This window comes from Pseudomonas sp. S150 (assembly GCF_004526365.1).
GTDB classification, from domain to species: Bacteria; Pseudomonadota; Gammaproteobacteria; order Pseudomonadales; family Pseudomonadaceae; genus Aquipseudomonas; species Aquipseudomonas putida_A.
This window is the reverse complement of record NZ_CP038207.1, coordinates 1,729,782-1,744,497: the sequence shown is the minus strand read 5'-3', so window position 1 is coordinate 1,744,497 and position 14,716 is coordinate 1,729,782. Positions and strand designations below refer to the sequence as shown.

Below are 14,716 nucleotides of genomic sequence, written 5' to 3'. Positions count from 1 at the left end.
TGGATCCCGGTTTCTTCAGAAAAATAACAATTGCTTCGAAGAGGACAACAGACATGCAAACCAGACTCTTGATCAACGGCCACCTGGTCAACGGCGAAGGCCCGGCCCAACCGGTGCTCAACCCGGCGCTCGGCAGCATACTGGTGGAGATCAACGAAGCCTCCGAGGCCCAGGTCGATGCCGCCGTGCGCGCCGCCGATAACGCGTTCGCCGAATGGTCGCAAACCACACCGAAAGACCGTTCACTGCTGCTGCTCAAACTCGCCGACGCCATCGAAGCCCACGGCGAGGAACTGGCGAAACTCGAATCCGACAACTGCGGCAAACCCTACAGCGCTGCACTGAACGACGAGATCCCGGCGATTGCCGACGTGTTCCGTTTCTTCGCTGGCGCCAGTCGTTGCATGAGCGGTTCGGCCGGTGGCGAATACCTGCCCGGCCACACCTCGATGATCCGCCGCGACCCGGTGGGAGTGATCGCGTCCATCGCGCCGTGGAACTACCCGTTGATGATGGTCGCCTGGAAAATCGCCCCGGCCCTCGCTGCCGGTAATACCGTGGTGCTCAAGCCGTCGGAACAAACCCCGCTGACCGCGTTGCGTCTGGCCGAACTGGCGTCGGAAATCTTCCCGGCCGGTGTACTCAATTTGGTATTCGGTCGCGGTCCTAGCGTCGGCAGCCCGTTGGTCACGCATCCTAAAGTGCGCATGGTCTCGCTGACCGGCTCGATCGCTACTGGCTCGAACATCATTTCCAGCACCGCCGACAGCGTCAAACGCATGCACATGGAACTGGGTGGCAAGGCGCCGGTGATCATCTTCGACGACGCCGACATCGATGCCGCCGTCGAAGGCATCCGCACCTTCGGTTTCTACAACGCCGGACAGGACTGCACTGCCGCGTGCCGGATCTATGCGCAGCAAGGCATTTACGACAAGTTTGTCGAGAAGCTCGGCGCGGCGGTGAGCAGCATCAAGTACGGCTTGCAGGATGATCCATCGACCGAACTGGGGCCGCTGATCACCGCGCAGCATCGCGACCGCGTCGCTGCGTTCGTCGAGCGCGCCGTAGCACAGTCGCACATTCGCTTGATCACCGGTGGCAAGGCTGTGGAAGGCGACGGTTTCTTCTTCGAGCCGACGGTGCTGGCCGACGCGCAACAGGATGACGAGATCGTCCGCCGCGAAGTGTTCGGGCCGGTGGTGTCAGTAACCAAGTTCACCGATGAAGCGCAGGCGCTGGAGTGGGCCAACGACTCCGACTACGGCCTCGCCTCCTCGGTGTGGACGGCGGACGTCGGACGCGCGCATCGCTTGTCGGCGCGGTTGCAGTACGGCTGCACCTGGGTCAACACGCACTTCATGCTCGTCAGCGAAATGCCCCATGGCGGTCAGAAATTGTCCGGCTACGGCAAGGACATGTCCATGTATGGGCTGGAGGACTACACCACGGTTCGGCATGTGATGTTCAAGCACTAAGCCTTTAAAAGCTTCGCGAGCAAGCCCGCTCCAACAGGGGGACGCATTCCAAGGTGGGAGCGGGCTTGCTCGCGAAGGCGTCACCTCGGTTTCAGGAAGAAAACCGGCATTACGCACCACCAGGATTCCAAAACAATAACTACCGACCCGGGCGGCGCCCACAAAGCCCCGCCACGGCTTCGGCCATCCGAAATCTGCCGATTTCCCGGAGCAAAACACATGAGTGCCTCACCCGAACTCTCGGCCGCCGTTGCCGACAGCGATGCCGAACAACTGCGCAAACTCGGCTACACCTCGAACTTCAACCGCAGCATGAGCCTGTGGGAAAACTTCGCTTTAGGGTTCACCTATCTGTCACCGGTCGTGGGGGTTTATACCCTGTTCGGCCTGTGCCTCGCGGCCGGTGGGCCACCGATGTTCTGGGCCTATCTACTGGTCGGTTGCGGCCAGTTGCTGGTGTGCCTGATCTTCGGCGAAGTGGTTTCGCAGTTCCCGATTTCCGGTGGCGTTTATCCATGGGCGCGGCGTCTGGTCGGCAAGAAATGGGCGTGGATGGTCGGCTGGATCTACTCCATCGCCCTGTGCGTGACCATCGCGGCGGTGGCCGTCGGTGCCGGCCCGTATCTGGCGGCGATGCTCGGGTTTGAGCCGAGCAACAACACCAACATCGTCATCGCGCTGGTGCTGACCTTGTTCGCCACGCTGGTCAATCTGAGCGGCACCAAAGTGCTGGCGCGTATCGCCATGTTCGGCTTCCTCTGCGAACTGGTCGGCGCGGTAATCGTCGGCGTGTACCTGCTGATCTTCGAGCGTCACCAGCCTCTGAGCGTGCTGTTCAACACCTTCGACATCCGCGTCGACGGCTCGTACCTGCCGGCGTTCCTCACCGCTTCGCTGGCCGGGATGTTCCTCTACTACGGCTTCGAGGCCTGCGGCGACGTTGCCGAAGAAACTCCGAACCCCAGCGCAAAAATCCCGGTGGCCATGCGCATGACCATCTACATCGGCGGCGTCGCGGCGATGTTCGCCTGCCTGGCGCTGATCCTCGCCGTGCCGGACATGCAAGCGGTGATCAACGGCACCGACAAGGACCCGGTCACCACCATTCCTCAACAACGCCTTCGGCCCGATCGGCTCGAAAGTAGTGATGGGCGTGGTAATGATTTCCTTCATCTCCTGCGTCATCAGCCTGCAGGCTGCGGCGAGTCGTCTGCTGTACTCCTACGCTCGCGATGAAATGGTCATCGGCAGCCGACTGTTGAAAAAGATTTCTCCTAAAACTCAGGTGCCCGTTGCCGCGCTGTTCGTGTCCGGCGTCCTGCGCCCTGATCATCGCCCTCGGCTTCTTCCTGCAAGACGCCGTGGCCACCATCGTCAGCTTCGCCGCCATCGGCATCTACCTCGCATTCCAGATGATCGTACTGGCCGCTTTGTACGCGCGTATGAAAGGCTGGAAACCCAGCGGCAAATTCACCCTCGGCGCGTGGGGCTGGCCAGTGAACATCGGCGCGCTGGTGTATGGCGTCGGCGCAATCATCAACATGGCCTGGCCACGCACGCCGGATGCGGCGTGGTACGTGAACTATGCGATGGTGTTGAGCACGGTGATCGTGATTGGGCTGGGGCTGGTTTACATGTGGATTGGCAAGCCGTATGACCATGGGAAGGCGCCGGCTGGGGATGCTTGGAAGGTGAGTCGCTAAGCGCTTCTGACCCCGGCACCGACAAAGTGTCGGGGTTCAGCAAAGACGAGAAAAGTCATCAAAAAGAAAGCTCTGCCTGATCGTGCTTCAGTAACGAAATACGATCGAACAACCTGATTTTTTCATTGGCTTTTTGCTTGGCGTGATCGGACATGAATGCAATCAACTCTTCGAGCTGACTGACGTCTCCGACCACTTTGAATTCCTTTTCCTTGTTGACGAAGACAAGCGACTTCTTCTTTCTCGACAACAGTTCAATGACGTTGCTGAGCGTGCCGGTGCTCTTTGCGTCCCAGATCATCAAACCGTAGTCAGCTGCTTCGGCCATGACGACGTCTTTCTCGGTGAAGAAGGCTCTCGACCCCTTGGAATGCTTGGAGTCGACTGTTCTGGCGGGCCACTGTCCAAGATTATTCCTAGGAGCAGAACCGCTGCAGAACACCGTGGTTTTGGATCGTTCGAGACTCAGCAGGTACTCCTGAATGGAGGTATCGGCGCCACCTGCATCCCCAACCACCACCTCAAAATCTGACGCGACGATATTATTGATGCGCTCTTTAACCTTCGGATCAAGGTTCTTGATGTTGATAGAGCCAGCAATAAATACAGTGGTCATTGAATTCACTTCCAAGTTAGCGCTGCGACATAAATTTTCCCTACTTTCGGATATTTACGCAGAACAGCGCAGGCCGCGTCCATCGACGCTCCGCTATCAAACAAATCATCTACAACCAAAACATTCCAGCATCCATCGGTGGTGATTTCATCATTGACAGTGAAACTGTCTCCAATCGCGGCAACCTTGTCGGCTTTGGAATGTAAATCCTTGAGCGACTTTCCCGTGGTCGCTTTTCGAAGCAAATCCGTGAAAACCGGCCGACCGATAATTCGTCCCAACGCCAGGGCAACTTCAGTCACCGGTTGTCGCTGACGAATATTTGAAGCGGGCATAGGCACTACAAACCCGACCTGGTTCAGTTTTGGGAACACATTTGTCGCTACTGCCTGGGCAAGTGGACTGACCTGAGTCCAATCCTTCTGGTATTTGAGCTGGTAGGTCGCCTCACCAATCTCAGTACGCTGATTATCGAAGCATGGGTGTCCGCGATCATCGTTGCCAAGAAAGGTACTACTTACCATGTGTTTGTCCAGCACCCAGCCCTGATCCCAAGGGCCGTTGATCTGCTTGAGAGATACCTTCATTGAATTCTCCTTTATTCGTCACAATCCTTTGAGCCCTGAAACGACGGGCCGGCATCTGCAACGATGCGCAATATTCAAACAAATAACGGAAAAAACACTGGTGAGGGGCGGTCTCGCTGGCGCCAATGCAAAAACAGGCATTTCCTACAGATACGACCCTCAGCTATAAATCCTCTTTCCTACAGAAGGTATCGATAGAACCGACTTGGCGTCGTAGGTTGCTAGCCGATAGGCTTTCTCTCGGCGGCGAAATCAGCGGCCCGGTGTCGGAGCCGGAATAAATATCAAAACGGCGTGACCGCACTCATTTGAGTGGCGGCTCTATTCTCAATATTGGAGTCGAAAAATGCCTAACCATGTACAAATTCCTTCTGAAAGCTCCGCTTTCTTCACCCCCACCGCCTTCACCCGCCACAACCGCTTCCTCCACGCCTTCATGCAAGACCACGAAGCCTGGTTCTGCGTGCAAGATCTCGGTCGCTTGATGGGTTACCCCCTGAACGAACGCCTCACCCTGAAACTCGATCCCGACCAGCGTCGCCATGTCCTCCTGCGTCGGGACGGCGAAATCATCGATTGCGCGATGGTCAGCGAGTCCGGCCTGTTCGCCCTGCTCGTCCATCACTTCGTCCCGGAAAACCGACACCTGCGCCAATGGCTGAGCCATGAAGTCATCCCGATGCTGCGCGAAACTCAATCAAGCCCTGTGGAAAACCACCCGAGCTTGAGCTCAATGCATTGGGCAGGCGTTACCGTACCGCTGCTGCACTGGCAACAGCAGGCGTGGGTCAAATGGCGGGATGTGCCGGAGTTGATGCGCGGCCAGCGGCCGTATCCAGTCCTGGGAACGTGTAGCTGATCCAAATAAAAAAGGGCGGACCTTTCAGTCCGCCCCTTTTTATTTCCACTCAAAACCGCGAAACACTCCGCATCGCATCCACCAGATACCGCATCGCTATCCGGTCACTCTCCGACAACTCGCGATAACGCTCCACCAGCTTCAGCTCTTCAGAACTCAAACGACGCCTTCTACGGCCGCTGCCGAGGCAGGGGAAGATGCCGAGCATTTCGGCGATACCTTGTATTTTTGCCATGGACGATGTCCTTCAATACTTCAAAGAATTGCTAAACCACCACATCGCCCTGCCCCTTACAGCAGCGCCGTGTGCCCTACCGGTCAACACCGGTCATGCCCATAGAATAGAAATTAAATCGGCGCTGAAAAGCGGTTTTTAGAGTAATTAGTCGAAAAAAGCAGATATGCCGCATAAATCAGAACGCCCTGTCAGATTTTTAACCGACATGTCTTGTTTCATTGACACTCTGTCACTGTGAATCAACGAATTTTGCTCGGCGAGCGAACCGTTTAAGCTAGCCGGCATCTGTTTATAGTCCGTTGCGTTTGGCCGAAGGCTTGTCCGAACCGTAATTTCTGATCCAGCACGTGCCAGGAACGGCGCGGGATTGCTCACGACAGGTTGTATTTATGCACCGCAGGAATTTGCTCAAAGCGTCGATGGCCATTGCGGCTTACACCGGTCTCTCGGCTTCCGGCCTGCTGGCCGCCCGTGCCTGGGCAGCCAATGGTGGCGCCGCCGATGGCGAGGCCCAGGCTTTCGACTTCGAAGCGCTCAAGCGTCAGGCCAAGCAACTGGCCGGCTCGGCCTATCAGGACACTAAACAGGTGCTGCCGCCGACCCTGGCGACCATGACCCCGCAGAATTTCAACGCGATCCGCTACGACGGCGATCATTCGCTGTGGAAAGAGAACAAGGGTCAGCTGGACGTGCAGTTCTTCCACGTCGGTATGGGTTTCCGTCAACCGGTGCGCATGTACAGCGTCGATCCGAAGACCCGCACCGCCCGCGAAGTGCATTTCCGCCCGACGCTGTTCAATTACGAGAACACCTCAGTCGACACCCAGCAGCTCAAGGGCGACTTGGGGTTTGCCGGCTTCAAGCTGTTCAAGGCGCCGGAGCTGGATCGCCATGACGTGGTGTCGTTCCTCGGCGCCAGTTATTTCCGCGCGGTGGATGCGACTGGCCAATATGGCCTCTCCGCTCGCGGCCTGGCCGTCGACACCTACGCGAAAAAGCGCGAAGAATTCCCGGACTTCACTAAATTCTGGTTCGAGACCCCGGATCAGAACGCCACGCGTTTTGTGGTCTATGCGCTGCTCGACTCGCCGAGCGCCACCGGTGCCTACCGCTTCGACATCGATTGCCAGGCCGAGCGCGTGGTGATGGAGATCGACGCCCACATCAACGCGCGTACCGCCATCGAACAACTGGGCATCGCACCGATGACCAGCATGTTCAGCTGCGGCACCCACGAACGCCGCATGTGCGACACCATCCACCCGCAGATTCACGACTCCGATCGCCTGGCGATGTGGCGTGGCAATGGCGAGTGGATCTGCCGCCCGCTGAACAACCCGGCGACCCTGCAGTTCAACGCGTTCGCCGACACCGATCCGAAGGGCTTCGGTCTGGTGCAGACCGACCACGAGTTCGCCAACTATCAGGACACCGTTGACTGGTACAGCAAACGCCCGAGCCTGTGGGTCGAGCCTACAACCGCGTGGGGCGAAGGCTCCATCGATCTGCTGGAAATTCCTACCACCGGCGAAACGCTCGATAACATCGTCGCGTTCTGGACGCCGAAGAAGCCAGTGGCCGCCGGCGACTCGCTGAACTATGGCTACAAGCTCTACTGGAGCGCCCTGCCACCGGTCGGCACGCCGCTGGCGCGGGTGCATGCGACCCGGTCGGGTATGGGTGGATTCGTCGAAGGCTGGGCACCGGGCGAGCATTACCCGCCGGTCTGGGCCCGTCGTTTTGCCGTGGACTTCACCGGTGGCGGTCTCGATCGCCTGCCGCAGGGCACCGGGATCGAACCGGTGGTCACCTGCTCCAACGGCAAGGTACAGGACTTCAGCGTGCTGGTGCTCGATGACATCAAGGGTTACCGGATCCTGTTCGACTGGTACCCGACCAGCGACAGCGTCGACCCGGTGGAACTGCGCCTGTTCATCCGCACCAATGACCGCACATTGAGCGAGACCTGGTTGTACCAGTACTTCCCGCCGGCGCCGGACAAGCGTAAATACCCTTGAGGGTTATGTAGCGCCTGACCTGGCCTCTTCGCGAGCTGGCTCACTCCTACAGGGGGATCTATCGTTCACAAAATGAGTGTTCGACGCAGATCAACTGTAGGAGTGAGCCTGCTCGCGATAGCGTTCGACCAGGCAGCGCAACGACAACCAGACAAAACAAAGCCCCGGCCATCACTGACCGGGGCTTTTTGCTTTACCGCAACCGACTCAATCGCGCAAGTCAGACTCGTGAATCGGCTGATCACGATGGGTCGCGCGCTGATACTGCGCAGGCCATACCGCTTTGCGCCCACCCAGATCATCGTCGGCATGCAGCGGCCAGTACGGGTCCCGCAGCAGTTCACGGGCGAGGAAGATGATGTCGGCCTGACAGGTGCGCAGAATGTGCTCGGCCTGCGCCGGCTCGGTAATCATGCCGACGGTGCCGGTGGCGATGCCTGACTCCTTGCGTACCCGTTCGGCGAAACGCGTCTGATAACCCGGCCCCACGGGAATCTCGGCGTTGGCGGCGGTACCACCGGAAGAGACGTCGATCAGATCCGCTCCCAGTGCCTTGAGGCGGCGCGCCAGCTCCACGGTTTCATCCGGGTTCCAGCCGTCTTCGACCCAGTCGGTGGCCGAAACCCGGACAAACACCGGCAACTCTTGCGGCCAGACCTCGCGCACGGCCTCGGTGACTTGCAACACCAGCCGAATACGGTTTTCGAACGAACCACCGTATTGATCGCGGCGCTGATTGCTCAGCGGCGACAGAAACTGATGCAGCAGATAACCATGGGCGGCATGCACTTCGACCACGCTGAAACCTGCGGTCAACGCACGTTTGGCCGCAGCGACGAAGGCCTGGATGACTTCGGCGATTTGCCCTTCATCCAGCTGTTTCGGTTGCGTGTGCTGCGGGTCGAAGGCAATCGGCGACGGCCCGACCGGGGTCCAGCCGCCATCCTCCGGCTTGACGCTACCGTGTTTGCCGATCCATGGCCGATGGGTGCTGGCCTTGCGCCCGGCATGGGCCAGTTGAATGCCAGCAACCGCACCCTGAGCCGTGATGAAACGGGTGATGCGTTGCAGCGGTTCGATCTGTTCGTCGTTCCACAAACCGAGGTCTTCAGCGGTGATTCGCCCGTCGGCGGTGACCGCCGTGGCCTCGGTAAAAATCAGGCCGGCACCGCCCACCGCGCGGCTGCCCAGATGCACCAGATGCCAGTCGTTGGCCAGACCGTCGACGCTGGAATACTGGCACATCGGCGACACGGCGATGCGGTTGGGCAGGGTCAGTTGGCGAAGGGTAAAGGGTTCGAGCAGCAGACTCATGGGGCACCTCTCAAATCAGTGGGCAGGCTCCAGGGTTCTGTTTGAAAAGTCGACGAGTGACAGGAAAAAGGTGCAGCACCCGCCCCCGCGGGCAAAACATTCGACAAGACGTCACAAGGCCAATCAAGCAGTGCTTAGAGCCTAGTCGACAACCGGGGATGAGGGAGGGTTCAGAGTAATTCTGTGTGTGAAAGAGCGCCTTCGCGAGCAAGCCCGCTCCCACAAGGGCAACACTGTACCTGTGGGAGCGGGCTTGCTCGCGAATGGCGTCAGCGCGGTTCGATGTGGGCAATCATCAGTTGCACCGTCTCGTTGCCCCGAAATTCGTTGACGTCGAGTTTGTAGGCCAGCTCGACCCACTGAATGGTCGGGTTCGGCCAGACATCACGGTCAATGCCGAAAGCGATGCCATCCAGCTTCACCGACCCGCACTCGCTTTTCAGCACCACTTTCAGGTGCCGCTCGCCGACCACCCGTTGCTCGACCAACTGGAACACGCCATGGAACAGCGGCTCCGGGAAGTGCTGGCCCCAAGGCCCGGCATGGCGCAGGGCGCGGGCCAGTTCCAGATGGAATTCCTCGACCGCCAGCGTGCCATCCGAAAGCATGCGCCCGGTCAGGTCCTCCTCACGAAGTTGCCGACGCACTTCGGCATCGAAAGCTTCGGCGAACAGCGGAAAATTCTCTTGCGGCAAAGTCAGACCGGCCGCCATCGCGTGGCCACCGTACTTGGCAATCAGGTTCGGATGCTGCGCCGCCACCACGCTCAAAGCATCGCGAATGTGGAAACCCTGCACCGAACGCCCCGAGCCCTTGAGCAGCCCGTCGCCAGCATCGGCGAAGGCAATGGTCGGGCGGAAATAACGCTCTTTCATCCGCGAGGCGAGAATGCCGATCACGCCCTGATGCCACTCTGGATCGAACAGGCACAGGCCGAACGGCATCGATTCCACCGGCAAGTCCTTGAGCTGGGCCAGCGCCTCGCGCTGCATGCCCTGCTCGATGGATTTGCGATCCTGATTCATGCCATCCAGTTGCGCGGCCATTTCCCGCGCCAGATTGGCGTCGGCGGTGAGCAGGCATTCGATCCCGAGGCTCATGTCGTCCAGGCGCCCCGCCGCGTTCAGGCGCGGGCCGACGATAAATCCAAGGTCGGTGGAAGTGATTCGCGCCGCGTCACGCTTGGCCACTTCAAGAATTGCCTTGATCCCCGGTCGTGCACGCCCGGCGCGAATCCGCTCAAGGCCCTGATGCACCAGAATCCGGTTGTTGGCGTCCAGCGGCACCACGTCGGCAACGCTGCCCAGCGCCACCAGATCCAGCAGTTCGCCGATGTTCGGCTGCGGCTTGCTCTCGTACCAGCCGAGGCTGCGCAGGCGTGCACGCAAGGCCATCAACACGTAGAAAATTACCCCGACCCCGGCCAGCGCCTTGCTCGGAAACTCGCAGCCGGGCTGGTTCGGGTTGACCAACGCATCGGCCAGCGGCAGTTCATCGCCGGGCAAGTGGTGGTCGGTGATCAACACCTTGAGCCCAGCCCTTTTCGCCGCGGCCACGCCTTCGACGCTGGAGATGCCGTTGTCGACGGTGATCAGCAACTGCGGTTCGCGGGTCAGGGCAACCTCGACGATTTCCGGGGTCAGGCCATAGCCGTATTCGAAGCGGTTCGGCACCAGATAATCGACATGCGCCGCGCCCAGCAGACGCAAGCCAAGCACGCCGACCGTACTGGCCGTCGCGCCATCGGCGTCGAAGTCACCGACGATCAGAATCCGCTGACGCTGCTCCAGCGCCGTCACCAGCAGATCCACCGCTGCCTCGATGCTCTTGAGCTGCTGGAACGGAATCAGCCGCGCCAGACTTTTATCCAGCTCCGCCTCGGATTGCACGCCCCGCGCCGCGTACAAACGGGTCAGCAAAGGTGGCAGGTCACCGAGAAACGGCAGCGTGGCAGGCAACGGTCGAGGATCAATACGCATGGGCTAACGGAAACTTCTCTTGAATACGTGGGATTAATCAGTAAGCGGCGCAGGATCAGCCGCGTTCACCGGCCAGCCATTCCAGCTGGACTTCGTGCTGACCACGGTCGTCAGTGACGAAGATCGTGCCTTCGCTGATCATCACGTCCCACTTGATGACGCGCGGCATGTCCTTGGCCAGGGTTTCCAGTACTTCCTGCGGCACCGCAGCGATGTTGACGTTTTTCAGGTTCTTCGCCACCGGCACCACTTTGCCTTCCCACACGCGCAGGCTGCCGTAGGCCAGCAGGCTGGTGCGTTCGGTGCGACGCGAGCACCAGGTCAGACGATCGGCGTCCGGCTGGCCAACTTCGATCCAGTGCAGAACGCGGTCATCCAGGCTTTTTTCCCACAGCGCAGGTTCATCCACGTCCGACAGACCACGGCCAAACGACAGCAGTTCGTTGTACCAGAGGGCGTAGGCCAGCAGCCGCACGGTCATGCGCTCTTCGGTTTCCGAAGGGTGACGGGCGATGGTCTGCTTGACGCTCTCGTAGACGCTGCGGTCGAGGTCAGTGAGGTTCAGTTCGAATTTGTACGTGGTAGACGGCTGGGCCATGAACGGGCTTCTTGATACGAGGAAAGTCGGCAAGTCTAACCGATGCCGTAGGCAATCATCGAATTGATGGCGATCAACCTGCGGCGTCTGACAGCCGGCTATGTTAAAACGCTGTATCCGCTCAGCCTTGTCCTACAGGATTCAGTATGCCGTTCGCCAACAAACCGCTCAGCGGTGTGAAAGTCATTGAATTGGGTACGTTGATTGCCGGGCCGTTTGCCTCGCGCATTTGCGGCGAGTTCGGCGCCGAAGTGATCAAGATCGAATCGCCCGACGGCGGTGATCCGCTGCGCAAGTGGCGCAAATTGTATGAAGGCACCTCGCTGTGGTGGTTCGTCCAGGCGCGTAACAAGAAGTCGCTGACCCTGAACCTCAAGCACCCCGAGGGCCTGGCGATCCTGAAAAAACTGCTGGGCGAAGCCGACATCCTGATCGAAAACTTTCGCCCCGGCGTGCTGGAAAAACTCGGGCTGAGCTGGGAAACCCTGCACGCGCTGAATCCGAAACTGGTGATGGTGCGCCTCTCCGGTTTCGGCCAGACCGGGCCGATGAAGGATCAACCGGGCTTCGGCGCGGTCGGCGAGTCCATGGGCGGTTTGCGCTACATCACCGGCTTCGAAGACCGGCCACCGGTGCGCACCGGAATCTCCATCGGCGATTCGATTGCCGCGTTGTGGGGCGTGATCGGCGCGCTGATGGCGCTGCGTCATCGTGAGGTCAACGGCGGTCTCGGCCAGGTAGTCGATGTCGCGTTGTACGAGGCGATTTTCGCCATGATGGAAAGCATGGTGCCGGAGTTCGACGTGTTCGGCTTCATCCGCGAGCGCACCGGCAACATCATGCCGGGCATCACGCCGTCATCGATCCATACCAGCGCCGACGGCAAGCATGTGCAGATCGGTGCCAATGGCGACGCAATCTTCAAGCGCTTCATGCTGATCATCGGCCGCGAGGATCTGGCCAACGACCCGACACTGGCGAGCAACGACGGTCGCGACAGTCGCCGCGACGAGTTGTATGGCGTGATCGACCGCTGGGTCAATTCGCTGCCGCTGCAAAGCGTGCTCGACCTGCTCAATCAGGCGGAAGTGCCGGCTAGCCGGATCTTCAGTGCCGAGGACATGTTCAGCGATCCGCAGTACCTCGCCCGGGAAATGTTCCTGCAGGCGAAGCTGCCGGACGGCAAGCCTTTCAAGATGCCGGGCATCGTGCCGAAACTCTCTGAGACACCGGGCACTTCCGAATGGGTCGGGCCGCAGCTCGGTGAACACAATGCGCAGGTACTGCACGATCTTGGCTACGACGAACAGCAGATCGCCCGGTTGCGCGCAGACGGAGCTATCTAAGCTGAAACATCGGCAGACATCGGACGCCAACCGCGCCCACCACTGGTGGACGTGGCGGCTGTTCGGCCTGTTGTTTCTGCTCGCCCTGCCCGCCTGGGCGCAAGCGAAACCCACGCTGGTCTGGTTGCTGCGCGACCTGCCGCCCCTGACCATCTTCGAAGGCCCGAAAAAGGGCCAGGGCGTCATCGATCAACTGATGCCGATGCTGATCGCCGGCATGCCGCAATACGAACACACGCTGATGCGGGTCAATCGCGCCCGCGGCATGCAGATGCTGCACGAGCCGTCCTTCACCTGCGATCCGTCGCTGATCTGGAGCAAGGAGCGCACGCAATGGATCACTTTCTCTATCCCGGCGTTTCGCGCTGTCAGTAATGGTCTGGTGGTGCGTCAGAAAGATCGCGACGTACTGGCGCCGTACCTGATCGACGGTGAAGTCGATCTGCCGGCATTTCTGGCCAATGGCGAGATCAAGGTCGGAGTCGTCGCGGAACGCAGTTACGGCGAGTATCTCGACAGTCTGCTCAAGCAGGCTCCCGGCGGTGCGTTGACGCCGCATTATGGCAACGACGCCCTGAGCAGCCTGCTGTCGATGCAGCGCCTGGGGCGTCTGCAAGTGGTGCTGGGTTACTGGCCGGAGATCCGCTATCAGGCGCAGCAGGCGCAAATTGCCGAAGACGAACTGGTGTTCTTTCCGATTCGCGGCACCGGCAAGTATCTGTCTGGCTTTGTCGGGTGTTCCGATACTCCTCAGGGCCGTCAGGCGATCAGTGAGATCAACCAACTGCTGCGTACCCTGCCCCACGAGCAACTGAACCAGTCGTATGCCGACTGGCTGGACCCCGAAATGCGCACGGATTATCTGCAACAGGCGCGGATTTTTTTCGAGCAACAGGCCACGCAGTAAAACCTGCGGGCAAAAAGAAACCCCGAGCAGTGGGGAGACAACTCGGGGTTAAACGCGGTCTGCTTAAAGACCCGTAGCAGCAAGCGACAAGCACCGGAGCACAATGCTTGATCCTGCTGTTATGGGGTCTGACTGACGGGGATGCAGGAAGGTTCCCACAAAAAATATTTCATCTTTACAGGGCCGCACGCTTATCCAGCGCCGCATTGCGCAAGGCCGCGATCACACAGGGCTCCAGCCGCCCTTCGGCGATCAGGACGTCACGGTGCAAACCGTCAACCACATCTGTCAGAAGGCGTTTGTCGGTCAACTGCGCCTGATTGAATTCGCGCTCCACCACGAGGGCGCCGTTGCTGTTCTTCAGCGTCACCAGGCATTCGCCATGGGCGCCACACGGAGTCAACGTCACCTGATACGGGCTCAGAGCCTCACCGAGCAATAGACTGATACTTTCCATCTCGATCTCCACTCAATAGTCCGAAAACATTGTGCCTGGGGCGTGTTCACAATAAATGACCACCGGCCCGAGAAGAAAGTTCTGAATACCGCGCTGCTCCCGGAGCAGTTAGCGGTCTGTCAGAGCATGCACGGTGAAGATGACAGAAACATAACCATCGGCTCAAGCCCCCGCCGGATGGGCTGCCGCTTGCAGGTAGCTGTCCAGCAGCCCGCGCATCAGCACCGCCGAGACCGGCGTTTGCAAACGCCCCAGGAGTTTCAGCTCCTGCTGGTGCAGCAGGCTTTCGAGATCACTCAGCAGGCCGGGTGCCACACGCCCCAGCAGGATAAGCGCCCGCGCTTCCCGCCCGGCCACCAGATGACGGATCAGCGCCAGGCCCTCTCCGCCGCGCAGTTGCGGATCGCAAATCGCTATGTCGACCCGGGTGCGGCGCTCCAGCGAGCACTTTGCGGACGCCAGCGACGGCGCTGTCAGCACGTCGTAGATACCGACCGCATTGAGCATCTGGTGCAACGCCATCATTCGATAAGGATCGGGTTCGAGAATCAGTACTTTGAGCGAGCGCATGGACGACCTCTGAAACGGCAATCGCGGACTCGTCCGCAGTTGCTGC

The 14,716-nt window shown here is 59.7% G+C and carries 13 protein-coding genes and 1 pseudogene; 6 read left to right on the top strand and 8 right to left on the bottom strand.

Features of this window, described 5'->3' with window-relative positions:
* Nucleotides 1-53 precede the first annotated feature (53 nt).
* On the top strand, nt 54-1,478 hold the full coding sequence (locus E3Z29_RS07940) for a gamma-aminobutyraldehyde dehydrogenase (protein ID WP_097086388.1): 1,425 nt from the start codon (nt 54-56) through the stop codon (nt 1,476-1,478).
* Between the two features lie 219 nt (nt 1,479-1,697).
* Nucleotides 1,698-3,181: pseudogene (locus E3Z29_RS07935) on the top strand (APC family permease).
* Between the two features lie 58 nt (nt 3,182-3,239).
* Here the strand turns inward: E3Z29_RS07935 and E3Z29_RS07930 are convergent.
* Both E3Z29_RS07930 and E3Z29_RS07925 read right to left on the bottom strand, forming a co-directional pair.
* The gene (locus E3Z29_RS07930) at nt 3,240-3,797 is read right to left on the bottom strand and encodes a hypothetical protein (protein ID WP_123587135.1); all 558 of its coding nucleotides are present in this window, start codon (nt 3,795-3,797) and stop codon (nt 3,240-3,242) included.
* Nucleotides 3,798-3,802: 5 nt separating this feature from the next.
* Nucleotides 3,803-4,384 (bottom strand): ComF family protein, encoded by a 582-nt coding sequence (locus E3Z29_RS07925; RefSeq protein ID WP_064120575.1) that lies wholly within the window; start codon nt 4,382-4,384, stop codon nt 3,803-3,805.
* Nucleotides 4,385-4,730: 346 nt separating this feature from the next.
* On the opposite strand from E3Z29_RS07925, the gene E3Z29_RS07920 reads away from it, so the two are divergent.
* Nucleotides 4,731-5,243 carry a Bro-N domain-containing protein gene (locus tag E3Z29_RS07920; RefSeq protein ID WP_134785513.1) on the top strand — a complete coding sequence of 171 codons (513 nt, stop codon included), beginning with the start codon at nt 4,731-4,733 and terminating at the stop codon, nt 5,241-5,243.
* Nucleotides 5,244-5,292: 49 nt separating this feature from the next.
* Here E3Z29_RS07920 and E3Z29_RS07915 read toward each other — a convergent pair whose 3' ends face one another.
* Nucleotides 5,293-5,478: a hypothetical protein gene (locus E3Z29_RS07915; RefSeq protein WP_003222012.1), complete on the bottom strand. Its 186-nt coding sequence runs from the start codon at nt 5,476-5,478 to the stop codon at nt 5,293-5,295.
* A 392-nt stretch (nt 5,479-5,870) separates the two neighbouring features.
* On the opposite strand from E3Z29_RS07915, the gene E3Z29_RS07910 reads away from it, so the two are divergent.
* Nucleotides 5,871-7,499 carry a glucan biosynthesis protein D gene (locus E3Z29_RS07910; RefSeq protein WP_115988137.1) on the top strand — a complete coding sequence of 543 codons (1,629 nt, stop codon included), beginning with the start codon at nt 5,871-5,873 and terminating at the stop codon, nt 7,497-7,499.
* 207 nt (nt 7,500-7,706) lie between these two features.
* Here the strand turns inward: E3Z29_RS07910 and E3Z29_RS07905 are convergent, their stop codons facing one another.
* The 3 genes from E3Z29_RS07905 to E3Z29_RS07895 form a co-directional block, all read right to left on the bottom strand.
* Complete coding sequence (locus E3Z29_RS07905; protein WP_134785512.1) at nt 7,707-8,813, bottom strand: NADH:flavin oxidoreductase/NADH oxidase; 1,107 nt, start codon at nt 8,811-8,813, stop codon at nt 7,707-7,709.
* Between the two features lie 269 nt (nt 8,814-9,082).
* Nucleotides 9,083-10,792, bottom strand: a complete 1,710-nt coding sequence (recJ, locus tag E3Z29_RS07900) for a single-stranded-DNA-specific exonuclease RecJ (protein WP_134785511.1) — start codon at nt 10,790-10,792, stop codon at nt 9,083-9,085.
* 55 nt (nt 10,793-10,847) lie between these two features.
* A complete protein-coding gene (locus E3Z29_RS07895; RefSeq protein ID WP_003222001.1) occupies nt 10,848-11,390 on the bottom strand; it encodes a YaeQ family protein in 543 nt (180 codons plus the stop codon).
* A 146-nt stretch (nt 11,391-11,536) separates the two neighbouring features.
* On the opposite strand from E3Z29_RS07895, the gene E3Z29_RS07890 reads away from it, so the two are divergent.
* Nucleotides 11,537-12,736: a CaiB/BaiF CoA-transferase family protein gene (locus E3Z29_RS07890; protein ID WP_095138297.1), complete on the top strand. Its 1,200-nt coding sequence runs from the start codon at nt 11,537-11,539 to the stop codon at nt 12,734-12,736.
* Complete coding sequence (locus E3Z29_RS07885; RefSeq protein ID WP_225137657.1) at nt 12,684-13,643, top strand: TIGR02285 family protein; 960 nt, start codon at nt 12,684-12,686, stop codon at nt 13,641-13,643. Before E3Z29_RS07890 ends, E3Z29_RS07885 begins: the two co-directional genes overlap by 53 nt.
* Before the next feature lie 175 nt (nt 13,644-13,818).
* On the opposite strand, the gene E3Z29_RS07880 is transcribed toward E3Z29_RS07885, so the two are convergent.
* Together E3Z29_RS07880 and E3Z29_RS07875 are read right to left on the bottom strand one after the other, a co-directional pair.
* Complete coding sequence (locus tag E3Z29_RS07880) at nt 13,819-14,100, bottom strand: DUF3509 domain-containing protein (protein WP_041063178.1); 282 nt, start codon at nt 14,098-14,100, stop codon at nt 13,819-13,821.
* A gap of 162 nt (nt 14,101-14,262) precedes the next feature.
* Nucleotides 14,263-14,670: a response regulator transcription factor gene (locus tag E3Z29_RS07875; protein WP_027610973.1), complete on the bottom strand. Its 408-nt coding sequence runs from the start codon at nt 14,668-14,670 to the stop codon at nt 14,263-14,265.
* Nucleotides 14,671-14,716: the final 46 nt, after the last annotated feature.

Coding starts and splice junctions, on each gene's coding strand:
- E3Z29_RS07940 (WP_097086388.1), top strand. CDS start 54: ATGCAAACCAGACTCTTGATCAACGGCCACCTGGTCAACGGCGAAGGC.
- E3Z29_RS07875 (WP_027610973.1), bottom strand. CDS start 14,670: ATGCGCTCGCTCAAAGTACTGATTCTCGAACCCGATCCTTATCGAATG.
- E3Z29_RS07930 (WP_123587135.1), bottom strand. CDS start 3,797: ATGACCACTGTATTTATTGCTGGCTCTATCAACATCAAGAACCTTGAT.
- E3Z29_RS07880 (WP_041063178.1), bottom strand. CDS start 14,100: ATGGAAAGTATCAGTCTATTGCTCGGTGAGGCTCTGAGCCCGTATCAG.
- E3Z29_RS07915 (WP_003222012.1), bottom strand. CDS start 5,478: ATGGCAAAAATACAAGGTATCGCCGAAATGCTCGGCATCTTCCCCTGC.
- E3Z29_RS07920 (WP_134785513.1), top strand. CDS start 4,731: ATGCCTAACCATGTACAAATTCCTTCTGAAAGCTCCGCTTTCTTCACC.
- E3Z29_RS07890 (WP_095138297.1), top strand. CDS start 11,537: ATGCCGTTCGCCAACAAACCGCTCAGCGGTGTGAAAGTCATTGAATTG.
- E3Z29_RS07925 (WP_064120575.1), bottom strand. CDS start 4,384: ATGAAGGTATCTCTCAAGCAGATCAACGGCCCTTGGGATCAGGGCTGG.
- recJ (WP_134785511.1), bottom strand. CDS start 10,792: ATGCGTATTGATCCTCGACCGTTGCCTGCCACGCTGCCGTTTCTCGGT.
- E3Z29_RS07895 (WP_003222001.1), bottom strand. CDS start 11,390: ATGGCCCAGCCGTCTACCACGTACAAATTCGAACTGAACCTCACTGAC.
- E3Z29_RS07910 (WP_115988137.1), top strand. CDS start 5,871: ATGCACCGCAGGAATTTGCTCAAAGCGTCGATGGCCATTGCGGCTTAC.
- E3Z29_RS07905 (WP_134785512.1), bottom strand. CDS start 8,813: ATGAGTCTGCTGCTCGAACCCTTTACCCTTCGCCAACTGACCCTGCCC.